The sequence below is a fragment of the Microbacterium sp. zg-Y1090 genome (assembly GCF_030246945.1).
GTDB lineage: Bacteria > Actinomycetota > Actinomycetes > Actinomycetales > Microbacteriaceae > Microbacterium > Microbacterium wangruii.
Genome location: NZ_CP126742.1, coordinates 2,454,478 through 2,478,041, shown reverse-complemented (window position 1 = coordinate 2,478,041; position 23,564 = coordinate 2,454,478). Strand labels below are relative to the sequence as shown.

Annotated in this window: 20 protein-coding genes; 7 read left to right on the top strand and 13 right to left on the bottom strand. The window is 71.7% G+C overall.

The features are described 5' to 3' along the window. Positions 1–9: 9 nt before the first annotated feature. The 4 genes from QNO26_RS11735 to QNO26_RS11720 are packed head-to-tail and all read right to left on the bottom strand — an operon-like array spanning position 10 to position 3,894. On the bottom strand, positions 10–1,617 hold the full coding sequence (locus QNO26_RS11735) for a PTS mannitol transporter subunit IIBC (protein WP_257526496.1): 1,608 nt from the start codon (positions 1,615–1,617) through the stop codon (positions 10–12). Further along, complete coding sequence (gene ptsP, locus QNO26_RS11730; protein WP_257526497.1) at positions 1,614–3,287, bottom strand: phosphoenolpyruvate--protein phosphotransferase; 1,674 nt, start codon at positions 3,285–3,287, stop codon at positions 1,614–1,616. Before ptsP ends, QNO26_RS11735 begins: the two co-directional genes overlap by 4 nt. 20 nt (positions 3,288–3,307) lie before the next feature. Next, a complete protein-coding gene (locus QNO26_RS11725; protein ID WP_257526498.1) occupies positions 3,308–3,580 on the bottom strand; it encodes an HPr family phosphocarrier protein in 273 nt (90 codons plus the stop codon). Beyond that, positions 3,577–3,894 (bottom strand): PTS sugar transporter subunit IIB, encoded by a 318-nt coding sequence (locus tag QNO26_RS11720; protein WP_257526499.1) that lies wholly within the window; start codon positions 3,892–3,894, stop codon positions 3,577–3,579. The genes QNO26_RS11725 and QNO26_RS11720 overlap by 4 nt, the downstream gene beginning before the upstream one ends. 125 nt (positions 3,895–4,019) lie before the next feature. Between QNO26_RS11720 and QNO26_RS11715 the strand changes: the two genes are divergently transcribed. Further along, the gene (locus QNO26_RS11715) at positions 4,020–5,939 is read left to right on the top strand and encodes a BglG family transcription antiterminator (RefSeq protein ID WP_257526500.1); all 1,920 of its coding nucleotides are present in this window, start codon (positions 4,020–4,022) and stop codon (positions 5,937–5,939) included. Between the two features lie 277 nt (positions 5,940–6,216). Here the strand turns inward: QNO26_RS11715 and QNO26_RS11710 are convergent, their stop codons facing one another. The 5 genes from QNO26_RS11710 to QNO26_RS11690 all read right to left on the bottom strand — a co-directional run bounded on the left by QNO26_RS11710 (position 6,217) and on the right by QNO26_RS11690 (position 12,071). Then, positions 6,217–7,167: a hypothetical protein gene (locus tag QNO26_RS11710; protein WP_257526501.1), complete on the bottom strand. Its 951-nt coding sequence runs from the start codon at positions 7,165–7,167 to the stop codon at positions 6,217–6,219. Positions 7,168–7,410: 243 nt separating this feature from the next. Beyond that, complete coding sequence (locus QNO26_RS11705; protein WP_257526503.1) at positions 7,411–7,989, bottom strand: GNAT family N-acetyltransferase; 579 nt, start codon at positions 7,987–7,989, stop codon at positions 7,411–7,413. A 40-nt stretch (positions 7,990–8,029) separates the two neighbouring features. Continuing rightward, positions 8,030–9,478 carry an MFS transporter gene (locus QNO26_RS11700; RefSeq protein ID WP_257526504.1) on the bottom strand — a complete coding sequence of 483 codons (1,449 nt, stop codon included), beginning with the start codon at positions 9,476–9,478 and terminating at the stop codon, positions 8,030–8,032. An 86-nt stretch (positions 9,479–9,564) separates the two neighbouring features. Further along, a complete protein-coding gene (locus tag QNO26_RS11695; protein ID WP_257526505.1) occupies positions 9,565–11,241 on the bottom strand; it encodes a phospho-sugar mutase in 1,677 nt (558 codons plus the stop codon). Continuing rightward, entirely contained in the window at positions 11,238–12,071 is an 834-nt protein-coding gene (locus QNO26_RS11690; RefSeq protein ID WP_257526506.1) for a purine-nucleoside phosphorylase, read from the bottom strand. Before QNO26_RS11690 ends, QNO26_RS11695 begins: the two co-directional genes overlap by 4 nt. A 75-nt stretch (positions 12,072–12,146) precedes the next feature. Between QNO26_RS11690 and QNO26_RS11685 the strand changes: the two genes are divergently transcribed. Then, positions 12,147–13,598 (top strand): NAD(P)H-quinone dehydrogenase, encoded by a 1,452-nt coding sequence (locus QNO26_RS11685; protein ID WP_257526507.1) that lies wholly within the window; start codon positions 12,147–12,149, stop codon positions 13,596–13,598. 90 nt (positions 13,599–13,688) lie between these two features. On the opposite strand, the gene QNO26_RS11680 is transcribed toward QNO26_RS11685, so the two are convergent. Both QNO26_RS11680 and QNO26_RS11675 read right to left on the bottom strand, forming a co-directional pair. After that, positions 13,689–15,452 carry an acetyl/propionyl/methylcrotonyl-CoA carboxylase subunit alpha gene (locus QNO26_RS11680; RefSeq protein WP_257526508.1) on the bottom strand — a complete coding sequence of 588 codons (1,764 nt, stop codon included), beginning with the start codon at positions 15,450–15,452 and terminating at the stop codon, positions 13,689–13,691. Positions 15,453–15,533: 81 nt separating this feature from the next. Beyond that, positions 15,534–16,169 carry a Maf family protein gene (locus QNO26_RS11675; RefSeq protein ID WP_257526509.1) on the bottom strand — a complete coding sequence of 212 codons (636 nt, stop codon included), beginning with the start codon at positions 16,167–16,169 and terminating at the stop codon, positions 15,534–15,536. Positions 16,170–16,216: 47 nt separating this feature from the next. On the opposite strand from QNO26_RS11675, the gene QNO26_RS11670 reads away from it, so the two are divergent. The 4 genes from QNO26_RS11670 to QNO26_RS11655 are packed head-to-tail and all read left to right on the top strand — an operon-like array spanning position 16,217 to position 20,528. Further along, complete coding sequence (locus QNO26_RS11670) at positions 16,217–17,551, top strand: class I SAM-dependent RNA methyltransferase (protein ID WP_257526510.1); 1,335 nt, start codon at positions 16,217–16,219, stop codon at positions 17,549–17,551. A 10-nt stretch (positions 17,552–17,561) separates the two neighbouring features. Further along, positions 17,562–18,227: a response regulator transcription factor gene (locus QNO26_RS11665; RefSeq protein WP_257526511.1), complete on the top strand. Its 666-nt coding sequence runs from the start codon at positions 17,562–17,564 to the stop codon at positions 18,225–18,227. Continuing rightward, positions 18,217–19,467 carry a sensor histidine kinase gene (locus QNO26_RS11660; RefSeq protein WP_257526513.1) on the top strand — a complete coding sequence of 417 codons (1,251 nt, stop codon included), beginning with the start codon at positions 18,217–18,219 and terminating at the stop codon, positions 19,465–19,467. The genes QNO26_RS11665 and QNO26_RS11660 overlap by 11 nt, the downstream gene beginning before the upstream one ends. After that, a complete protein-coding gene (locus QNO26_RS11655; RefSeq protein ID WP_257526514.1) occupies positions 19,464–20,528 on the top strand; it encodes a hypothetical protein in 1,065 nt (354 codons plus the stop codon). Before QNO26_RS11660 ends, QNO26_RS11655 begins: the two co-directional genes overlap by 4 nt. Before the next feature lie 283 nt (positions 20,529–20,811). On the opposite strand, the gene QNO26_RS11650 is transcribed toward QNO26_RS11655, so the two are convergent. Together QNO26_RS11650 and QNO26_RS11645 are read right to left on the bottom strand one after the other, a co-directional pair. After that, positions 20,812–21,042, bottom strand: coding sequence for an acyl-CoA carboxylase epsilon subunit (locus QNO26_RS11650; RefSeq protein ID WP_257526515.1), 231 nt, complete (start codon positions 21,040–21,042; stop codon positions 20,812–20,814). Next, positions 21,039–22,628, bottom strand: a complete 1,590-nt coding sequence (locus QNO26_RS11645) for an acyl-CoA carboxylase subunit beta (protein ID WP_257526516.1) — start codon at positions 22,626–22,628, stop codon at positions 21,039–21,041. Before QNO26_RS11645 ends, QNO26_RS11650 begins: the two co-directional genes overlap by 4 nt. Before the next feature lie 100 nt (positions 22,629–22,728). On the opposite strand from QNO26_RS11645, the gene QNO26_RS11640 reads away from it, so the two are divergent. Next, the gene (locus tag QNO26_RS11640) at positions 22,729–23,523 is read left to right on the top strand and encodes a biotin--[acetyl-CoA-carboxylase] ligase (RefSeq protein ID WP_257526517.1); all 795 of its coding nucleotides are present in this window, start codon (positions 22,729–22,731) and stop codon (positions 23,521–23,523) included. The last annotated feature ends 41 nt before the right edge of the window (positions 23,524–23,564 follow it).

Sequence of the window (23,564 nt, the reverse complement as noted above, 5' to 3'; positions counted from 1 at the left end):
AGCGGTCTGTCACGCGCGGTCGTGCTGGTCGCGCACCATCTCCACGACCTCGTCGTACTTCGGCGAGTTCATGAAGTTGTCCACCGACACGTGGATGGCGTTCGGCGTCTGCTTCCGCGCCCGGTCGGTGAGCTGATTCTGCGTGATGACCAGGTCGGCGGAGGGGTCGAGGTTCGCGATCGCCTTGTTGACGACCGTGACATCCTCGATGCCCGCCTTCTTGATCTTGTTGCGCAGGACGCTCGCGCCCATGGCCGAGGAGCCCATGCCCGCGTCGCACGCGAACACGATGTTGCGCACCGGCTTGACCGCGACGGCGCCGCCGTCCAGGCGACCACCGGTCTCCGCCTCGGTCTCGAGGCGGTCCACCGCCTGCTCGCCCTCGCGCACGGACTCACGGTCGTTGCGGCCCGAGGCGCGCAGCGCATCCATGGCAGCCGACGTCTTGCCCTTGTTCGCCTCGGTCTGCGAGACCGCGGAGGCGAACTTGTCGCCCTCGGCGAGCAGATCGCGCTTGCGAGAAGCCCGCAGGATGAGCGACGCCACGATGAACGTGACCGCCGCCGAAAGGATGACGGACAGGATGACACCGACGTAGCTGTCGTTCGCCGTCTGTGCGAGCACGGCGATGATCGAGCCCGGTGCCGCCGGCGCGCGGAGGCCGGCGCCGAGCAGCATGTTCGTGGTGACACCGGTCATGCCGCCCGCGATGAGCGCGACGATCAGCACCGGCTTCATCAGGGCGAACGGGAAGTAGACCTCGTGGATGCCGCCGAAGAACTGGATGACGGCCGCGCCGGGGGCCGACGCGCGAGCCGCGCCGATGCCGAAGAACGTGAACGCCAGCAGCAGACCGAGGCCGGGGCCGGGGTTGGCTTCGAGCAGGAACAGGATGGACTTGCCGGTCTCGTCCGCCTGGGCGATGCCGAGTGGCGTGAGCACGCCGTGGTTGATGGCGTTGTTCAGGAAGAACACCTTCGCCGGCTCGATGAGGATGCTCGTCAGAGGCAGCAGGTTGGCCTCGACCAGCCAGTCCACCGCGTTGCCGAGCACATCCATCAGGCCGTTGACCAGCCACGCCACCGGGTAGAACCCGACGATGGCCATGACGAAGCCCCAGATGCCCGCCGAGAACATGTTCACGAGCATCTCGAAGCCGGCGCGGATCTTGCCGTCCCACAGCTTGTCGAGCCACTTCATGGTGTAGGCCGCGAGCGGGCCCATGATCATGGCGCCGATGAACATGTGGATCTGGCCGAGCGGCGCCACACCCTCGGGGAGGGTCGCGTTGAACTGGGCGATGAGCTGGTCGGAACCGGCGATCGCGCCCATGACGGCGATCGAGCCGACGACCGCGCCGCGCACGCCGTAGACCATGTGGCCGGCGGTGTAGGCGATGATGATCGGCAGCAGGTAGTGGATGAACGGACCGACGATGGTCGCGAGGTCGGCGTTGGGGGTCCAGCCCACGTCGATGAAGAACGCGGTGAAGATGCCCCACGCGATGAGCGCGGGGATGTTCGGCATGATCATGCCGGACAGGAACGTGCCGAAGCGCTGGACTCCGACACGCGCCTTGCTGCCGCCCTGGGTGGCGGGGGCTGACGCAGTCGTCATTGCTGTGTCTCCTTCTCTCGGGTAGCGGCTTGCTGCGCCGCGAGGCGTGCCCCCGCCGCGTCGTCGGCGGTGAGGGCGGCTTCGGCGATGCGCTGCGCATCGCCGAACGTGTGGGTGAGCAGGCTGGCGCGCACGTCGGCCAGCGCGGTGGGCGCCATCGACAGGGTCGACGCGCCGAGACCGACGAGCACGACCGCCAGCAGCGGATCGGCTGCGGCCTCGCCGCAGATGCCGACGGGCTTGCCGGTGGCCTGCCCCGCGGCGCCGACCTCGCGGATGAGGCGCAGCACGGCGGGGTGCCAGGGGTCTTGGAAAGCTGCCACCGAGCCGAGCAGACGGTCGGCGGCGAGGGTGTACTGCGTGAGGTCGTTCGTGCCGATCGAGGCGAAGTCCGCAACGGCGAGTGCCTTGTCGGCCATGAGGGCGATCGAGGGGACCTCGACCATGATCCCGGCCATCTTGAGGTCGTAGTCACGGGCGAGCTCGGTGAAGTACCGTGCCTCCTCGACCGTGGACACCATCGGCGCCATCACCCACACGTCGGCCTCGGTCGCGGCATCCGCCTGCGCCAGCGCGGTCAACTGCTCGCGCAGGATGTCCTCGCTGGCGCGCAGGGCGCGCAGCCCGCGCAGGCCCAGAGCGGGATTGTCCTCGTGGGCGTCGTTGAGGAAGGCCAGCGGCTTGTCGGCACCGGCGTCGAGCACGCGCACGACCACCTTCTTGCCGGGGAAGTGCCGCAGCAGCTGCGTGTACGTCTCCCGCTGCTGCTCCACGGTGGGTGCGGAGCTGGAACTGAGGAAGAGGAACTCCGTGCGGAACAGCCCCACGCCCTCCGCTCCCAGCGCGACGGCCTCCTCTGCCCCCTCGGGCTTGCCGAGGTTGGCCAGCAGCGGCACGGGCGTGCCGTCGGCGAGGGCGCCGGGGGTGATGGGGGCGGATGCCGCGGACGCGCGGGCGTCGGCACGGTGCTGTGCACGGGCGAGATCCTCGGCGGAGGGCTCGCTGACCACCAGACCTGCCGCCGCATCGACGATGACCGTGTCGCCGTCGGCGAGGTTCGTGGCGCCGGCAGCGCCCACCACGGCCACGATCGCCTTCTCTCGGGCGAGGATCGCGGTGTGCGAGGTCGGTCCGCCATCGCTCGTCACCAGCGCCAGCACCTTGTCGAGGTCCAGCAGCGCGGTGTCGGCCGGGGCGAGGTCGCGGGCCACGAGCACGAACGGGTGGCCGGGGTCGGGCACGCCCGGAGCGGGAACGCCCTGCAGGTGGGCGATGACGCGCTGCGCGACGTCGTCGAGGTCGGCGGCGCGCTCGCCGAGGTAGCCGCCCATGGCCGTGAGCTGCTCGCGGAACGAGGCGAAGGCGTCGAACACGGCGTACTCGGCGGTCTTGCCCTGCGCGATGCGGGCGTCGACCTGCTGCAGCAGCGCCGGATCCTCCGCCATCATCGCCTGCGCCTCGAGCACGTCACGGGCGGCGCCGCCGGCGTGCGCGCCGCGCTCTTCGAGCTCGCGTGCGACGGCAGCCACCGAGGCGCGGGCGCGGTCGCGCTCCTCCTCGGCAGTGCGCTGGCTGGCCGCGTCCGACGGCGGGGGCAACGGCTCGGACATGCGGGCCACCGGGCCCTGCGCCACCCCCAGGCCGATTCCGACTCCGCGCAGCTCGGTCATCTTTTCTCCTTCGTCGTTCATCAGGCGTCGTGATCGGTGGCCAGCAGCTCAGCCAGCTCATCGAGGATGGCTTCGGCTCCGTCGCCGTCGGCCGTCAGGGTCACGTAGTCGCCGCGCTCCACCCCGAGCGCGATCACCCCGAGGATGCTGGCGGCGTTGGCGGCCGCGCCGGCATCCTTCGCGATGGTCACGGGGATTCCGGAGTCCTTCGCCGCCTGCGCGAACATCTTCGCGGGGCGGGCGTGCAGTCCGTTGTTCGAACCGACGCGCACGGTTCGTGTGAGTGCAGTCACAAGGTCTCCGTCTCTTTGAGGGCGTCTTGGACGAAAGCGAGCGTGCGGCTGCCGTCGTGGTCGCTGAAGATGTCGTCGGGGAGAAGCACCACGGCGGTACCGCGGGGCTCTGCCACCCGTCGGATGTCCTCGAGTGCGTACGTGAGGTGCGGGCCCACCAGCACGACGTCGGCCGAGTCGAGATCGATGGTAAGCGATTGCTCCGTACCCGCAAAGGCGGCGTAGGGCAGACCACGGTCGTGTGCGGCGTGGCGCACCCGTTGCGCGACGAACGTGCTCGACGCTCCCGCTGCGCACACCACGAGGATCCTCATCGACCTGCCTTCCTCCGGCCATTGTGGTGAATCCGCTGGGAGTGGACAACCAGGGTTGCTTCCGCAGGGGCGGAAGGTGGGGGCGTGGTTGACTGGGAGCCGGCGCCGTATTCGGGGAGATCCACGTGACCAGAGCAAGGCAGGACCGCCTCCTGGCACTGCTCACCCGAGACGGCGAATGGCGCACGGCGGCGACGCTCGCCGACTCCCTGGGGGTCACCCCGCGCAGCGTGCGCAGCTATGTCACTGCCGTCAACGCCCGGGTGCCGGGCGGCGGGGCGGTCGAATCCGGTCCGCTCGGGTACCGGGCAGGGCAGGAGGCGGGCACGGCGCTGCGGGCCGAGACAGACGCCGGCACCCCCCGCGACCGACTGCACGCCCTGGTGCGAACGCTGCTGGACGAGCATCAGGGCATCGATGTGTTCGAGACGGCGGATCGCCTGCACGTCAGCCCCGCGACGGTGGATGCCGATCTTGCGCGGGTGCGCGGACTGCTCGGGGGGACCGAGCTCACGCTCGAGCGCTCGGCGTCGCGTGCGCGGCTGCGCGGCACCGAGGCCGCCCAGCGGCGGCTGCTCAGCCGGCTCGCCCACGACGAGATGGATGCGGGCTCGTTCGACATCGAGGCGCTGCGCCGCACGCTCGGGACGGAATCCGTCGGCGCGCAGGCGTTCGGGCCGTTCAAGACCGAGCTCGTCGCCGGGCTCGGCGCGCTCGGCTACTTCGTCAACGAGCTCGGCATCGCCGACGTCGTCATGCACATCGCCATCGCCGCGGACAGGGTGGCGCGGGATCGGGCTCTGGAGGGCGCGGCATCCGACGACGACGAGGCGCGCGCCGAGATCGGCGCCCTCATCGACCGTCTGAGCTTCGCGCACCTGGGGGTGCAGCTCGGGGTGGGGGACGTCAGGCATCTGGCGAACCTGGTGCTCACCCGCGTCGTGGCCCCCGGCACCGCGCCCGACGATCGGGCCATGAAGCGGCTGGACCCCGATATCGAACGCGCCGTGCGGGAGGTGGTGATGGCGGCGGCGGCGGAGTTCCTCGTCGACATCGCCCACGAGGACTTCATCGTGCGCCTCGCCCTGCACGTGCAGAACCTGCAGCAGCGCGCGCGGGCGCAGGCGTGGTCGCGCAACCCGCTGACGCGCTCGCTCAAATCGACCTACCCGATGATCTTCGAAGTCGCCGTCTACATCGCCAGCCGCCTGGCCGACCGGCTCGACATCACGCTGATGGACGACGAGATCGCCTACATCGCCATGCACGTCGGGGGGCGCCTGGAGCGCAGCCGCCGCGCCGACCAGATGCTCACGGCGACGATCGTCTGCCCCGGCTATTACGAGCTGCACGAGCTGCTGCGCTCGAGTGTCGACCGCTCGCTCGGGCAGGTGGTGGAGGTCGTCGGGGTGGAGACCCGCGTCGACCCCGACTGGGCGGGAATCCGCACCGACCTGGTGCTGACGACCATCGAGCCGCCGGCGCCGGGCGAGCGGATCGTGCGGATCCAGCCGTTCCTCACCGAGGCCGACGTGGAGCGTGTGCAGGCGGCGGCCGGCAGGGTGCGGCGGGGACGCCGCCTGGCCCGCCTGCGCGAGGAGCTGGAGCGGTACTTCTCGCCGACCGCCTTCGTGCGGGGGCTCGACGGCGAGGGCGGAGAAGAGGCGGTGATCCGTCGGCTCGGCGAGACGCTCGTGGCCGAGGGCATCATCGACGAGGGGTACGTGCAGCGCACGATCGAGCGGGAGGGTCTTTCGTCCACCGCGTTCACCGATGCGCTCGCCGTGCCGCACGCGATCGGAATGACCGCCACCCGCACCGCGATCGCGATCGGCATCGCCGAGCCGTCGATCGCGTGGGGTGAGGGCCGTGTGCAGGTCGTGGCGTTCACGGCGTTCTCCGAGGGCGACCGCGCCGCGTTCCAGACGGTGTTCGAGCAGTTCGTCGAGGTCTTCAGCGAGCGCGACAGCGTGCAGCGGATCGTGCGCCGCGGGACCGACTTCGCGTCGTTCCTGGATGAGCTGGTCGCCGTCATCGACGGCTGACGTCGGCGGCCGCGCGGGGTTCGGTCGCCGCGGTCGCCGCGGTCGCCGCGGTCGCGGCCTCGCCGCCTCGCCGGGGTATGGGTCGCGTGTCGGTTCCCGAGCCGGGTGTTGCGGGGTTTGGGTCGCGTGTCGGTTCCCGAGCCGGGTGTTGCGGGGTTTGGGTCGCGTGTCGGTTCCCGAGCCGGGTGTTTCGGGGGTTTGGGTCGCGTGTCGGTTCCCGAGCCGGGTGTTTCGGGGGTTTGGGTCGCATATCGGTTCCCGAACCCGGGTGATCGGGTCAGCGCGGTGGGTGGATGCCGAAGGCACCGAGCCGTTCACCGAGCGCCGCCGCGGTGGCCACGTGCGGCCAACCCCACCTCGCGAGTCGGCGTTGGGTGGTGCCGCGGATCCAGTCCTCTCGCTGCTTCTCCGCGTCGAACACGTCCGCGCGCGAGCGCCCGTCCAGCATCCCGCCGTCCTGATACTTGATGGTCCCGTCGAACTCCCCGAACGCGTCGGCGTCGTCGAGAGCGAAGTCGACGAAGTAGCTGCCCGAAGGTGAGGGCACGGCAGCCTGCAACCGGATCCGCCGGAAACCGAGCTCCACCAGCCGGATGCGACTGATCGTCTCACCGGGCAGATGCGCCCTTCCGTCGGCGAAATCCAGAACCCGCTCGGCGCGACGGATGCCGTGGGCTCTCGTCCGCGCGATCCCACGGACGCACTCACGGAACTCACCTGCACCGGAGAGGTCGTAGGCGCCGTCGCGCGGCGCGAACAGCGTGTGAAGCGCCGCGTCGGCCGACGTGGCCGCCTGCTCGAAGGACGCCGTCCGAGCCACATCGGCCACGGAGCGCGCCAGGTTCGTGCACAACAGGCCGGCGACCTCGACCACGTCGTGGTCGGGCTCGCCGCGGTGGCGCACCACGCCGTGGGCAGGCCCGGTGCGATCGGCATCCGCGATGACGTGCACCCGGTCGTGACTTGCGCGGTAGAGCGGCTGACCGAGCAGCGCGAGCGCCGTCTCGTACGCGAAGACCGGACGGCGGGCCGAGACGGCGGCCAGCGCGTGCGCACGGGCGACGATGCGCTGCTCCGGATAAGCCGACCGCCATCTGGCCGCATCGACGTAGATGCCTCGCCGCAGTCGCACCAGGCTCCCGCCCGCCGCCTCGGCAGCGACCCGGCGCGACGGCAGTCCGCGTGCGCGGAGATCGTCGAGGGTGAGCAGGGGGATGCCGTCGGTCATGGTCCGAGCGTCGTCCCCCCGGGCGCGCAAGTGCGACGGCGAAGTCCCGGATGGTGGACAGGTCGCGGCATCCCCGCCGTGTGGAGGAGGCGTCACCGCGCCCTTGGGTCGCGTGTGGGTTCCCGAGCCGGGGGTGGCGGGGGTTTGGGTCGCGTGTGGGTTCCCGAGCCGGGGGTGGTGGGGGTTTGGGTCGCGTGTGGGTTCCCGAGCCGGGAAAGGGTGGGGGTGACCGGGCCGGCGCCGTCAGCCGCGGCGCAGTCGCTCCTCGAGCCCGAGGCACACCGCCGGCCACTCGTGCGGGAGGATCGAGAACACCACGGTGTCGCGCAGCGTGCCGCCCGGACCAAGCCGGTGGTTGCGCAGCACGCCGTCCTGCTTCGCCCCGAGCCGCGCGATCGCCTGGCGCGACTGCCGGTTGTGCCAGTGGGTGCGGAACTCCACCGCGATCGCGGCGCACGCGTCGAAAGCGTGCCCGAGCAGCAGCAGCTTCGCCGCGGTGTTCACCGCTGTCCGCTGCGCCGACAGTGCGAGCCACGTGTAGCCGATCTCGACGTGACGGTTCGCCTGGTCGATGCCGCAGAACGTCGTCATCCCGACCGCGGTGCCCTCCCGCACGATCGCCCAGGCGTTCATCGTCCCGGCATCCTGCATCGCGCGACGTCGCGCGATCTCGTCGTCGATGCCGGCGGGCGTGGGGACGGAGGTGTACCACGTGTGCTCGAGCCCTGCGGATGCCGCCGCGAGGTCGGGCGCGTGCCGATCGTCCAGGGGCTCCAGGCGCACGTGGGCGTTCTCCAGGACGATGGGGTCAATCAGCAGCACGTTCCGAGCCTAGCGAGAGCGGCGGATCCGCTCCGGCGGGTCATCGCCCGTCGTGCATCGCCGCGTCGGCGGCGGCGGCCGCAGCCACCGGGTCTTCGGCGCGGGATGCATCGCGCGCGGCCTGCACCGCCCGTCGCCCGACGGGAAGTCCCACCGCCGCAGCCACCACGACGAAGGTCAGGATGCCGGTGGCCACGAGCAGCACCTCGATGGCGACGACGTCGGCCAGCGGCCCCAGAACCGACATGCCCAGCGGCATCGCCACGGCCATGACGATGCCGACGAAGCCGAAGACGCGTCCCTGCCGCTCCGGCTCGACGGTCTCCTGCAGCAGGGTGAACGACGGCGTCGAGAAGAACGGAACGGCCAGGCCCACGAGGAACATGAACGCGAAGAAGACCCACACGTTGGGGGAGAGTCCCATCCCCACCGCCAGGAGGCCGAACACGAGCGCCGAGGTGACGATCATCCCGATGCGGCTGCGCTTGGCGAAGAACGAGGCGACGACGATGCCGCCGAGCATCATGCCCACGCTGAAGGCGATCTCGAGCACGGCGAGGTTCGTGATGTTCTGCTGCTCGCCGGCGTCGAAGGAGCGCACGAGCATGAGCGGGGTGAGGTTGGAGGGCGCCACCGTGAGCAGGAAGATGATCGCGAACAGCGCCAGCAGCCACCGGAGGAACGCGTGGTGAGCGACGTAGCGCACCCCCTCCACGAGGTCGGCGAAGTAGCCGGTCGGGGCGTCGGCGGCGCGGCGCACCGCGGCGACGGGCACGAAGGCCAGCAGCAGGATGCCGATGGCCGCGGTGACCACGTCGATGAAGAAGATCGGGATGAGCGAGGCCGCCGATCCACCCCACGCCGTCGCCGCCCACGCGAAGACGGCGCCGGCAGCGGCGGGCGCCAGCAGCGCCATCGCCGACTGGATCGACCCGTTGATCCCGTTGATGCGCATGAGGTTGCGCGCGGGGGTGATCTGCGGGATGAGCGCGGAGACCGCCGGGGTCTGGATGCCCGCGCCCGCCGAGCGGATCGCCAGGGTGAGGAAGATCAGCCACACCCCGTCGTACCCGGTCATCATGATGACGGCCAGCGCGAGCGTCGTCAGCGCGATCGCGGCATCGGCCGCCATGATGAGGTACTTGCGGTTGTGCCGGTCGGCCCAGACCCCGCCGAAGATCGACACGATGGCCTGCGGCAGGAAGCCGAACACCGCGGCGAGGGCCATGATGTCGCCGCGCTGGTAGGTCAGCGTGAGGTACCAGAAGACGGTGTACTGCACGAGCATGGAGCCGAACAGACTCACGGTCTGCCCGCCCAGGAACAGCACGACGTTGCGCAGCCAGTGGGCCGGATCCGCAGCCGCGTTCGCGGCCTCACCCCCAACAGCAGCCGCGTCCGTGCCCGCGGGCACCTCGACGGACGGCGCCTGCTGCGCCGACGCGCCATGGTCGTCATCGCCCCGCGGGGGCGCGTCGTCGTCGCGCATCTGCCGTCTCCCTGGTCGCCGCGTGCTCCTGCGGCACGGACATTAGCACGCACGACCGACACGCCCCGCGGGCGGCGGTGGGTCCGTCAGCCCCGGGCGAGCAGCTCGGTCGCGCCGGCCTCCAGTGTCTGCAGCCGGGACCGCGCGTCGGACGCGGACTCGCCCCGCACATCGAGGTAGACCTTGAGTTTGGGCTCGGTGCCGCTCGGACGCACGATGACCCGCGACCCGTCGGCCAGCCACAAGCGCAGCACGTCGCCCGGCGGCACGCCGTCGACGCCTGTCAGCAGGTCGTCGATGCGCGTCACCGCGACCCCGCCGACTTCGGCAGGCGGTGTGGCACGCAGAGCCGCCATGATGCGGCCGATCACCGAGAGGTCGTCGACGCGCAGGGACACCTGGCCGCTGTCGAAGTACCCGAACTCGGCCTGGAACTGTCGTAGCAGGTCACCGGCCTGGGCACCCTGCTCGCGCGCCTCGGCGATGAGCCCGAGCATCGCGACCGCAGCCGAGATGCCGTCCTTGTCGCGCACCGTCTCGGGGTTGACGAGGTAGCCCAGTGCCTCCTCGAACCCGTACACGATGCCGGGGGCGCGGGAGATCCACTTGAAGCCGGTGAGGGTCGCGTGAGAGGACAGGCCGTACCGCTCGGCCACGACGGCCAGCCCCGGCGACGACACCAGCGAGCAGGCCAGCGATGCCGTGCGGTCGGCCCCGCCCGCGGCGGCGCGCCGCGCGGCACGCCATCCCAGCAGCAGGCCGATCTCGTTGCCGGTGAGCCGTCGCCAGCCCTCCGGGTCCTCGGGATCGGGGATCGCGACGGCCAGGCGGTCGGCGTCGGGATCGTTGGCGATGACGAACTCCGCCCCCGCCTCCCGTGCCGCCTGGAAGGCCAGATCCATCGCGCCGGGCTCCTCGGGGTTGGGGAACGCGACCGTCGGGAACGTGCCGTCCGGTTCGATCTGCTCGCTCACCGTCGTGGGAGCCGGGTAGCCCGCCCGCTGGAGCACGCGCGAGAAGGTCTCCCACCCCACGCCGTGCATCGCCGTGTAGACCCACGTCATGCCGCCCGCTCCCGGAGGGGCGGGTGCGACTGCGGCCGTGGCGTCGATGTACGCGTCGACCACCGACTCATCGGCGATCGCGTAGTCGGTCGAGCGGGGGAGCGAGCCGATGTCGCCGGCATCCGCCACCCGCTGGATGTGCCGGGCGATGTCGGCGTCGGCCGGCGGCACGATCTGGGCGCCGTCGTCGTCCCCGCCGAGGTACACCTTGTATCCGTTGTCGTCGGGCGGGTTGTGGCTGGCGGTGACCATGACGCCGGCGGCCGCGCCGAGGTGGCGCACCGCGAAGGCGAGCACCGGGGTGGGCAGCATGCGCGGCAGCAGCACCGCGCGCAGCCCCGCACCTGCGAACAGCTCCGCACTGTCGCGGGCGAACACGTCGGAGTTGCGCCGCCCGTCGTAGCCGATCACGACGGTGGGAGTGGTGCCCGCCGCGGCACGCTCGGTGAGGTAGGCGGCGAGCCCCGCGGCTGCCTGGGCCACGAGCACCCGGTTCATGCGGTTGCTGCCGGCGCCCAGCCGGCCGCGCAGGCCGGCCGTGCCGAACGCGAGTCTGGTGCCGAAACGGTCGGCCAGATTGGCGGATGCCGCGGCATCGCCGGCATCCGCCCGCTCCAGCAGCTGCTCCAACTCGGTGCGGGTCACCGGGTCGGGGTCCTGCGCGAGCCAGGCGCGCGCGGCGTCGATCGGGCCGTTCACAGCGATCCGATCACGCGGGCCAGCAGCGACGAGATGACGGGCTCGGCCTCGCGGCCGGCCTCGAGCACCTCACCGTGGCTGAGGGGGGTCTCCTGGATGCCGGCGGCCATGTTCGTGATGAGGGAGAATCCGAGGGTCTCCATGCCGGCCTGCCGCGCGGCGATGGCCTCGAGCGCCGTGGACATGCCGACGATGTCGCCGCCGATGATGCCCGCCATGCGCACCTCTGCGGGCGTCTCGTACTGGGGCCCGCGGAACTGGCAGTACACGCCCTCGTCGAGGGTCGGGTCGATGCCGCGGGCGAGCTCGCGCAGTCGCGGCGAGTACAGGTCGGTGAGGTCGACGAAGGTGGCGCCCTCCAGCGGCGAGGCGCCGGTGAGGTTGATGTGATCGCTGATGAGCACCGGCTGCCCCGGCTTCCACGAGCGTCGCAGGCCCCCCGCCCCGTTGGTGAGGACCATCGTCTTCGCCCCGGTCGCGGCGGCGGTGCGCACGCTGTGCACCACGCGACGCACGCCGTGTCCCTCATAGAAGTGGGTGCGTGCGCCGATGATGAGCACATTGCGGCCCGCCTCGGTGCGGACGCTGCGCAACGTTCCCACGTGGCCTTCCAGCGCGGGGCGGCTGAAGCCGGTGACGTCGGTCGCGGGGAAGACCGCGGTCGTCTCGCCGATCAGCTCGGCGGCCTTGCCCCACCCGCTGCCGAGGGTGAGGGCGATGTCGTGCCGTTCCACGCCCGTGATGCGGGCGATGTCGGCGGCGGCGTCGGCGGCCACGCCGAACGGGTCGGCGGCGGGGTCGTCAAGGGGATGGGAAGTCGTGTCGGACATGCCCCCACTCTAGAACTCGGAGGCGGGGCGGCCACTGCGGCAGGCGGGCCCGACGAGTGCTGGAAGAATAGGGGCATGTCGTTGAGCTTCGAGCGCACCCAGACCGTCGCCGTCCTCGGTGGCGGCCCCGGCGGCTATGAGGCGGCGCTGGCCGCCGCGCAGCTGGGGGCCGAGGTCACGCTCGTGGAGCGGGCGAGCGTGGGAGGCGCGGCGGTTCTCACCGACGTCGTCCCCTCCAAGAGCCTCATCGCCACGGCCGATGCCGCCGTCGCCATCTCCCAGGCCGGCGATCTGGGCGTGCAGCTGTTCGCCCGGGGCGGTGATGGCCGGCCGCTCAAGCCGGAGATCGCGATCAACCTCGCGGCCGTCAACAAGCGCCTGCTCGCGCTGGCGCGCCAGCAGTCCGACGAGATGCGCATCAGCCTCGCCGAGGCGGGGGTGCGCATCGTCTCCGGGTACGGGCGTCTCGAGGGTGATCGTGCCGTGGTGGTGTCCACGGGCCCCGGCGGCACCGACTTCGACCGCGTCGAGGCCGACACGCTCGTGGTGTCGGTGGGCTCCTCTCCGCGGGAGCTTCCCACCGCGCCGCCCGACGGGGAGCGCATCCTCACGTGGACCCAGCTCTACGACATGAAGGTGCTCCCGGAGCACCTCATCGTGGTGGGCTCGGGTGTCACCGGCGCGGAGTTCGCCGGCGCTTACATGAACCTCGGCGCCGAGGTCACCCTCGTCTCCAGCCGCGCCCACGTGCTGCCGGGCGAGGACCCGGATGCCGCGGCGGTGCTGGAGCGGGTCTTCACGCGGGGCGGGATGCACGTGCTCTCCAAGGCCCGCGCCCAGCAGGTCGAGCGCACCGCCGACGGCGTGCGGGTGACGCTCTCCGACGGGCGCACCGTCGAAGGCAGCCACTGTCTGATGGCCGTCGGCTCGGTCCCCAACACCGCCGGGATCGGGTTGGAGGAAGCAGGAGTGCAGCTGACCGAGTCCGGCCACATCCGGGTCAACCGCGTTGCGCGCACGTCCGTGCCCAACATCTACGCCGCCGGCGACTGCACCACCTTCGTGCCGCTCGCGTCGGTCGCCTCCATGCAGGGGCGCACCGCCGTCTTCCACGCGCTCGGCGACACCGTGATCCCGCTGGAGCGCCGGCGCATCACCGCGAACATCTTCACCGCCCCGGAGATCGCCACCGTCGGGTGGCAGCAGGCCGACATCGACGCGGGACTGGTCGACGCGGTCGTGCACAAGCTGCCGCTGGCGGCCAACCCGCGGGCGAAGATGATGGGCGTGCGCGACGGATTCGTCAAGCTCATCGCGCGCCAGGGCAGCGGCACCGTGCTCGGCGGCGTCATCGTCGCCCCGCGCGCCTCCGAGCTCATCTACCCGATCGCCATCGCGGTGGAGCGCCGCCTGAGCGTCGACCAGGTCTCGCGTGTCTTCGCGGTGTACCCCTCGCTCTCGGGCTCCATCACCGATGCCGCCCGCGCGATGCACATCGTCGACCGCACGCCCGAAGCGCGCGGCTGATCAGGCGCGCAGCCGAGCGCGCCGGCTGAGCTGCATCGCGGCATCCGGCGCCGGTTCCGGAGCGACTCCGGCCGGCGTGGGCCAGCCGGGTCAGATGATCGTCAGCAGCAGGTGACCGGCCGCCACCGTCGAGCCGGGTTCTGCGTCGATCGCCGAGACGACGCCGTCCTTGTGCGCCTGGATCGGCTGCTCCATCTTCATCGCCTCGAGCACGACCACCAGATCGCCCTTGACGACCTGCTGGCCGTCGGCGACGGCGACCTTGACGATGGTGGCCTGCATGGGCGATGTCACCGCGTCACCGGAGGCACCCGCGACGACCGTCGGGGCGTGGGTGCGCCGTGACGGCGGCACGGCGGCGGGCCGGCCCACCTTCGTCGGCACGGCGATGCGATCGGGAAGGCTCACCTCCAGCCGCTTGCCGGCGACCTCCACGACGACGGTGTGACGGTCCTCTCCGGCGCCGGTCGCATCCGCTTCGCCGTCCCACGGCGGGATGTCGTTGTCGAACTCCGTCTCGATCCACCGGGTGAACACGCCGAACCGGCCGTCCGCCGCGGTGAAGGCCGGGTCGCGCACCACCTTGCGGTGGAAGGGGAGCACGGTGGGCATGCCGGCGACCTCGAACTCGTCCAGCGCGCGGCGGGCGCGCTCCAGCGCCTCCGCCCGGTCGCGGCCGGTCACGATGATCTTCCCCAGCAGCGAGTCGAACGCGCCCGAGACCACGTCACCGGCGGTGACGCCGGAATCGAGACGGATGCCGGGGCCGCCGAACGTCTTGAACACGTGGATGCGACCGGGCTGGGGGAGGAAGCCGCGCCCGGGGTCCTCCCCGTTGATGCGGAACTCGATGGAGTGGCCCGTCGGCTCGGGGTCGACCCCGTCGAGCAGGCCGCCCTCGGCGATGCGGAACTGCTCGCGCACCAGGTCGATGCCGGTGACCTCCTCGGAGACCGGGTGCTCGACCTGCAGCCGTGTGTTGACCTCGAGGAACGAGATGGTGCCGTCGGCGCCGATGAGGAACTCGCACGTTCCCGCGCCGACGTAGCCGACCTCGGCGAGGATCGCCTTCGACGCCGAGTAGAGCACCTCGTTCTGCTCCGGGGTGAGGAAGGGGGCCGGCGCCTCCTCGACGAGCTTCTGGTGGCGCCGCTGCAGCGAGCAGTCGCGGGTGGAGACGACCACCACGGTGCCTGCGGAGTCGGCCAGGCACTGCGTTTCCACGTGACGCGGGCGATCGAGGTACTTCTCCACGAAGCACTCGCCGCGGCCGAAGGCCGTGATGGCCTCTCGCGTGGCGGAGGCGAACTGCTCGGCGATCTCGTCGAACTCCCGTGCGACCTTCAGGCCGCGGCCGCCGCCGCCGTAGGCGGCCTTGATGGCGATGGGCAGCCCGTGCTCACGGGCGAAGGCGGTCACTTCGTCGGCGCTGGAGACCGGACCGGGGGTGCCGGGAGCCAGCGGTGCGCCCACCCGTTCGGCGACGTGGCGCGCGGTGACCTTGTCGCCCAGCGCCTCGATGGCCTCCGGCGACGGTCCGATCCAGACGAGGCCCGCCGCGATGACGGCGCGGGCGAACTCGGCGTTCTCGGCGAGGAAGCCGTAGCCGGGGTGCACGGCATCCGCTCCCGATCGCCGCGCCACCGAGAGGATCTTCTCGATCGACAGGTAGGTGTCGGCGCTCGTGGCGCCGTCCAGGGAGTATGCCTCGTCGGCGAGGCGGGCGTGCATGGCGTCGCGATCCTGCTCGGCGTAGACCGCGACGGAGGCCTTGCCGCAGTCGCGAGCGGCACGGATGATGCGGACGGCGATCTCGCCGCGGTTCGCGATGAGCACCTTGGCGATAGCAGGCATGGATGTCAGCCTAGCGAGGCTGGAGGGGTGTTCTTTGGATCCGTCGCACAAGAAAATTCCGAAAACGTCTGTGGAGATCCATCAAGCCCAGAGGGTGTGCCACGGCACGCCGAGTTCGCGGGCGAGGCGGCGCACGGTCGGGAGGGACATGCCCACCACCGTCGAGGGGTCGCCGTCGATCGCGTCGATGAAGGGTGCTCCGAGACTGTCGATGGTGAAGGCCCCGGCCACGTGCAGCGGTTCGCCGGTGGCGACGTACGCCTCGATCTCGGCGTCGTCGATGTCGGCGGCGAAGGTGACGGATGCCGCGGCGACAGCGTTCGCCTGCGCGGCGGGCCGCCCGCCGCCGACGCGCACGACGCTGTGGCCGGAGTGCAGGATGCCGGTGCGCCCTCGCATGCCCCGCCAGCGCGCGATCGCGGCCTCGGCCGTGTAGGGCTTGCCGAGGATCTCTCCGTCGAGCTCGAACATCGAGTCGCCGCCGATGACGAGGCCGTCGAAGCCGCTCGCCGCGACCCGCGCGGCGACGTCGTCGGCTTTGCGCCGGGCCAGCAGCAGCACGTGCTCATCCGCGGGGAGCGTCCGGGCCTCGGACCGCTCGACTTCGGCGATGACGGCCTCCTCGTCCACCTCCGGGGCGACGATCAGCGGTTCGACACCTGCCTGGCGCAGCAGCATCAGACGGGCGGGGGAGGTGGATGCCAGGCACACGCGCATCGTCCCAGCGTAGGGTGCCCCTCAGCCCGGTGTGCGAGCATCGAAGGATGGCCGTTTCCCCGGGCGCACAAGACGCCCTCATCGATCTCGACATCACCGACGTGGCGCACGGCGGGGTGTTCGTCGGTCGCCACGAGGGCCGGGTCGTGTTCGTCCCGGACACCCTTCCGGGTGAGCGGGTGCGCGTGCGGCTCACCGACGTCGGCAAGGCCTCGTACTGGCGAGGCGAGGTGCTGGAGGTCCTCGAGGCCTCACCCCACCGCAGGCCGCACGTCTGGCGGCAGGCCGACGTGGACGTGGATCCCTCCGAGCGGCCCGGCGGCGCGGACTTCGGGCACATCGAGCTCGCCCACCAGCGCGAGCTGAAGCAGCGCGTGCTGACCGACGCCCTCCAGCGCATGGGCGGGCTCTCCCTGCCCGTGACCGTGGCCGCCGTCGACGACGGCGACGGCACCGGCTGGCGCACGCGGGTGAGCCTGCACGTCGATGCCGACGGGCGCGTCGGCCCCTACGCCGCACGCACCCACCACGTCGTGAGCGTCGACGACCACCCCCTGGCGGCCCCTGCCCTGGCGGAGGCCGCGCTGCGGCTGACCGCGTCCGAGCCGGGCCGCATCGATCTCGTCCTGCCCGCCGACGGCGTGGTGCGGGTGCTGCCGCGTCCCGAGCGGTCCCGCCCGGCCGGGCCGCGACGCCCGGGCCGCGGGGCGCGACGCCCTGCCCCCCGTCCCGGCGCGGCGCGCCGCGACCCGGCCCGTGAGGTCGTGCTCGAGCGGGCAGGCGGCCGCGACTTCCGGGTCGACGCCGGGGGCTTCTGGCAGGTGCACCGCGAGGCCGCCGACGCACTGGGCGGGCTCGTCGGGACGCACCTGCGTGCCGCGGCGCCCGACGGGCTCGACGCCGATGCGCTGCACCTGGACCTCTACGGCGGCGTGGGACTGTTCGCCGCCGTCATCGGCGACCTGGGCGGCCCGGCGACCCGCATGATCAGCGTGGAAGCCGATGAGCGGGCCACCGAGCACGCGGGAGAGAACCTCTCGTCGTGGGTGGGCGCCCGTGCCGAGACCGGTCGCGTCGACCGGTGGCTGCAGCGCTGGAGCAGCGACGCGTCGCCCCGTGACCGGGAGCGTCTCGCACGCGGCGTGGTGGTCCTCGACCCGCCGCGCTCCGGGGCGGGACGCGAGGTGGTCACCGCGCTGGCGTCCCTCGAACCCGAGACGGTCGTCTACGTCGCATGCGATCCCGTCGCCCTCGCCCGCGACATCGCGACCTTCCGGGACGCCGGCTACGAGGCATCGCGCATCGATGCGCTCGACATCTTCCCCCACTCCCACCATGTCGAGGCGGTCGCCACACTCAATCGCACGCGACCGCGGCGCTAGCATGGCCAGCATGATCCGCGTGGCACTCATCGACGACCACGAGTCGGTGCGCCTCGGGCTGGAGGCCGCCTCGCATCGCTCCGGCACGCAGCACGTCGTCTTCTCCGGCAGCACCGTGACCGAATACCTCGACTGGCGCCGGTACAGCAGGCAGGCGCCGGCGGACGTCGTCGTGCTCGACCTGACCCTGGGCGACGGCGCCACCGTGACCGAGAACGTCTCCCGCCTGGTCGCCGACGGCTCCAGCATCATCATCCACAGCGTCGCCGACCGACCCGCGACCGTGCGCGAGGCACTCGCCGCCGGCGCCGTCGGGGTCATCAGCAAGGCCAGCCCCATCGACGAGGTCATCGAAGCCGTGCAGACGGTCGCAGACGGTCACCACCTCGACAACGTCGAGTGGGCCAGTGCCGTCGAGGGCGACCGTGCCTTCGCCGACGCGCAGCTGTCCGCGCGCGAGCGCGACGTGCTGCGCCTGTACGCTGCGGGCCTGCCGCTGAAGGTCGTCGCCGACCGGCTGGGGGTGGCGTACTCCACCGCGAAGGAGAACATCACGCGCGTGCGATACAAGTACGTCGAGGTCGGCCGCCCGGCGCCGACCAAGGTCGATCTCGCGCGCCGCGCGATGGAGGACGGGCTCCTCACCCAGCCCAACGAGATCCCCGGTGTCCGCTGAGGCCACGCGCCGTGTGCTCGCACAGGCGCACGGAACGTTCCCTCACGCCGCCGACACCGTGGCCGGCATGGCCACGTTCACCCGCGCCCGGGTGGAGCGGTTCACCTCGCTGACCGTCGGCGCGGGATGCATCGCCCTCGGCATCCAGGCGCTGGTGACCGCGCTGTCCGCCACGCAGGAGCAGTCGGACTGGCGCACGGCGCTCATGATCGTGGTGTTCGTGCCGTTGCTGGCGATGATCGTCGGATGCCTGATCGGTCGCGGCGTGCGCCTGACCACCGGCGTCTTCGCGGTGGCCTACCCGCTCGCGCTGCTGGCCTGGCCGCTGGCGGCGACATCGATGCCGACCTCCCCGGAGGGCGGGCCGTGGATCTGGCTTCTCCTGAACGTCGCCACGGTCGCCGCGATCCTCGCCTTCCCGCCGCCGCTGCAGGTGGTGTGGGCGGTGCTGGTGCCGGTGGAGTACGGCGTCGTGCGGCTGACGCAGGTGGGCTTCGCGGCGGACTTCGTCGCGCCGGTGCTGCTGGACGTCGTCTACGCGATCATCCTCGCCACCGTGCTGCTGACCCTGGACCGCGTGTACCGTGCCGTGGCGACCGGCGTCGACCGGGCTCGTGGCGAGGCGGTGGCCTCCTACGCCGCGGCGGCCGCCGCCGATGCCGCGGAGCGCGAGCGGGTGGCCGTGGCCGCGCTCATGCACGACAGCGTGCTGGCGGCGCTCATCGCCGCGGAACGCGCCGACACCCCGCGCAAGCAGGCACTGGCCGTGGCCATGGCGCAGGAGGCGCTCACGCGGCTGGCCAACGCCGAGCAAGACGTCGGTGAAGGGCCGGATGTGCCGCTGCCGGCAGCCGAGCTGATCGACCGCCTGGAGGCGGCCGGCCGGGAAGTCGGGCTGGACCTGCAGGTGGAGCGTCGGCTGACGGACCCGTGCCTGACGGTGCCCGGTCGGGTGGCGCGTGCGCTCGTGCTGGCGGCGACCCAGGCCGTCGCCAATGCCGTGGAGCACGCTGCGGGGGCCGGGCTGGCCGTCACCGTGGCCGACGGGGAGACGCCGGGTCGCGTGCGGATCGTCGTGCGCGACGATGGCAGCGGCTTCGACCTCGGCACCGTCCCCGACGACCGGCTCGGCATCCGCGCGTCCATCTATGCCCGGGTTGCGGCGGTGGGGGGAGTCGCCAAGGTCGAGTCCGCCGCCACCGGTACCTGCGTCACGCTGGAATGGGGTCCGTCGACATGAGACTGCAGCCTCGGACGGTGCTGTCCGCGCTCGGGGTGGCCTTCACCACCTATCTCGGTCTCGGCTGGCCATGGTGGGACGGCGACGCCGCGAACGGCTGGGTGGTGGCGGCGGCGGTGGCGCTCTACCTCGCCACGTCGTGGCTGTGCATCTTCTGGGAGCCGAGCGTGTTCGCGCGGCGAACCCATGCTCCGTCGGGGGAGGACACCGGCATGACGACCGGCGTCAGCGGCCCCACCCGCCTCCCGACCTGGGTGGGGGTGCTCGCGCTCGTGTCGACGGTGGTCGTCCCCGCTCTCATCTGGACGGGCGTCGCCCCCGACGCACGGGATCAGTTGCACGCCACGTGGACCATCGGGGCGATCGGCGCACTCATGGTCATCGTCGTCGTGCGTCGACGACCTTTCATCGGCTTCACCGGCATCCTCCTGCTCGCCGCGCAGAGCTTCGCGTGGATCGGGCCGCTGCCTGCGTTGTCGCTCGGACTGGTGGGGTCGGTGATGTGGACCGCCACCGCCCAGCTGCTGATGTGGTCGACTGACCGTGCCTCCCGTGAGAGCACGCAGCTCGGCGAACTGCAGCGCGCCGCATCCGAGTGGCTCGCCTCGCAGGCCGGACGCCAGCGCGAGCGGCGCGTGCAGGTGCAGCGGGCGCTGGCGGTGGCAGGTCCCGTCCTCACACGGACGATCGCCGCCGGCGGCGACCTCGACCCGCAGGAGCGTGAGCTGGCGAGGCTGGCCGAAGGGCGGCTGCGCGACGAGCTGCGCGGGCGGCGACTGCTCGACGACGACGTGCGCGGCGTGCTCGAGGCGGCGCGCCAGCGCGGGGCGAACGTCACGGTGCTCGACGAGGGCGGCCTGGACGGTCTCGGGGAGCGGGGACTCCGGGAGGTGCGGGCGCAGCTGGCGGACGTGCTGCGCAACGCCGGATCCGAGCGGATCTACATCCGCACCGCGCCGCACGAGACGGTGGCCGTCACGGTGGTCGGGCGCTCCCGTTCCGATGGCGAGGACACGGTGGACCTGTGGCGGGAGATCGAGCTGCCGGGCCGCGACTCCTGAGAGCGGGGCTGCCCGCCCCTCGCGGCGATGCCGTGCATCCGGCGGGAGGGGTCCGTCGCGCCGGACGAACGGCGCGGGAAGAGAGAAGGCGAGGGGCGGCGAAGCCGCCCGCCCCTCGCCGTGCGGAGCGGTTACCCGAAAACCTCTCCGCGGGTGGGCCGGATCTCGGATTCGAAGATTCGAAGCGAGTCGACCGACGCAGAATTGCGTTCAGCTCCTTCAGTATGCGAGACCGTGCAAGCGGATGTCTGTAGGTACTTTGGGGGACACCGCCGGTGCGGGGTCAGCCGACTCCGCCGCGCCAGCCCGCAGCCCGGTGCAGCGGGCGGCGCAGGCCGCGCGCGGCCAGCTCCCACCCGGGACGCACCGGCGGATCGTCGACGACCGCTGCGGCCGCCTCGCGGTGGTACGCCTCGGTGACCACGGCGACCACGGCAGCGAGATCCTCTTCGGTCGGGCTGCCGCGGCGCACGTCGACGCGGATGCGGGCATCGCCGGGGGTCTGGGCGGTCACAGCGGAATGTTCCCGTGCTTCTTCGGCGGCAGGCTCGCGCGCTTGCCGCGCAGCGACCGCAGCGCCTTCGCCACCGCCACGCGGGTCTGGGCCGGCTCGATGATGCCGTCCAGCTCCCCGCGCTCGGCGGCGAGGAACGGGGATGCCACGTTGTACGTGTACTCGGATGCCAGACGCGCGCGCACGGCGGCGACGTCCTCGCCGGCATCCTGGGCGCGGCGGATCTCGCCCCGGTAGAGGATGTTCACCGCGCCCTGACCACCCATCACGGCGATCTCGGCCGTCGGCCAGGCGAGGTTCACGTCGGCGCCCAGCTGCTTGGAGCCCATGACGATGTACGCGCCGCCGTAGGCCTTGCGCAGGATCACGGTCACCAGCGGCACCGTGGCCTCGGCGTAGGCGTACAGCAGCTTCGCACCGCGGCGGATGACGCCCGTCCACTCCTGGTCGGTGCCGGGAAGGTAGCCCGGGACGTCCACGAGGGTGACGATCGGCACCGAGAACGCATCGCAGAAGCGCACGAAGCGGCTCGCCTTCTCGCCGGCTTCGATGTTGAGGGTGCCCGCCATCTGAGAGGGCTGGTTGGCGATGATGCCGACGGTGCGGCCCTCGACCCGCCCGAACCCGATGACGATGTTGGGGGCGAACAGCGGCTGCACCTCGAGGAAATCGCCGGAGTCGACGAGGTGGGCGATGACCTGATGGATGTCGTACGGCTGGTTCGCCGAGTCCGGGATGATCGTGTTCAGGAAGCGGTCGGAGTCCGTCGTCTCCCACTCGAACTCGTTCTCGTACACCGGCAGCTCGGCCATGTTGTTGTCGGGCAGGAACCCGATCAGCGTGCGGGCGTAGTCGAGGGCGTCGTCCTCGTCTTCTGCGAGGTAGTGCGCCACGCCCGAGCGGGTGTTGTGGGTGTGCGCGCCGCCGAGCTCCTCCATGCCGACGTCCTCGCCGGTGACGGTCTTGATGACGTCCGGGCCGGTGACGAACATCTGGCTGGTCTTGTCGACCATGATCACGAAGTCGGTCAGCGCAGGGGAGTAGACCGCGCCACCGGCCGCCGGGCCCATGATGATCGAGATCTGAGGGATGACGCCGGAGGCGGCGGTGTTCAGACGGAAGATCTCCCCGTACTTGCCGAGGGCCACCACGCCCTCCTGGATGCGGGCCCCGCCGGAGTCCAGCATGCCGATGATCGGCATCCCGCCCCGCAGAGCCAGCTGCATCACCTTGATGATCTTCTCGCCGGCGACCTCGCCGAGTGACCCGCCGAAGGTGGAGAAGTCCTGCGCGTACACCGCGACGGTGCGGCCATGGATCGTGCCCGTACCCGTGACGACCGAGTCGCCGTAGGGGCGGGAGCGATCCATGCCGAACGCGGTGGTGCGGTGGCGGACGTACTCGTCGATCTCGACGAACGATCCGGGATCCACCAGCAGTTCGATGCGCTCGCGGGCGGTGAGCTTGCCTTTGGCATGCTGCTTCTCGCGCGCGGTGGCCTCGGCGTCGAGGACCGCCTCTTGATAGCGGTTGCGCAGATCGGCGATCTTGCCGGCGGTCGTGGAGAGGTCGGGCTGGTCCGTCACCGTTCCACCCTAGCGACCGCGCACCCGCGGGAGTTGGAGGGTGGGCACAACAGGTCAGCGGATCCGCTGTGGGTGACAGTGGTCGGCGTAGGGTGTCGCCATGACGCTCCCCACCGAAGGCTTCCCGCTGGCTGCAGCCGTCTCACCTCGACTGCAGGTCGTCGCCACCACCGACTCCACCAACGCCGATCTGCTGCGCGACGCGGCTGCCGACGTTCCCGGGCATCCGCATCTGTCGGTGCTGCTCACCGACGACCAGCGCGCCGGGCGGGGACGGCTCGACCGGTCGTGGACGACGCCGCCGGGAACCGCCCTGGCGGTGTCGGTGCTCGTGCGGGTGCCGGGCATCCCGGCCTCCGCGCGCGGGTGGATCCCGCTCTGCGCCGGGGCGGCGATGGTGCGGGCCCTGGCCGAGGTGATGAGCGGGCGGTCGCACGACGTGCGATTGAAGTGGCCCAACGACGTGCTGCTGGACGGCGGCAAGGTGTGCGGCATCCTCGCCGAGGTCGTCCCGGGTGACGCGGATGCCGTCGTCATCGGCGCCGGGGTCAACACCGCCATGCGCGAGGCGGACCTGCCGGTCCCCACCGCCACCTCGTTCGCGGCCGTGGGAGTCGACGTCGACCTCGACGATCTCCTCGCCCGCTACCTCACCGTGCTCGACGACCTGCTGCGTCGGCTCGCCGCGGCGGACGGCGACGCGACGGCATCCGGCGTCGCCGTCGACGTCGAGCAGCGCTGCGACACGATCGGTCGTGAGGTGGCGGTGAGCCTGCCCGACGGCGGCGTGCTGCGCGGTCAGGCGGTGCGGCTCGATCCGGCGGGACAGCTCGTCGTCGACGTCGCGGGGGTGGAGACGGCCGTCTCCGCGGGCGACGTCGTGCACGTGCGCTGAACCGCGGTCCGCGCGCCGCGGCGCCGACGTCGGCGGCGCCC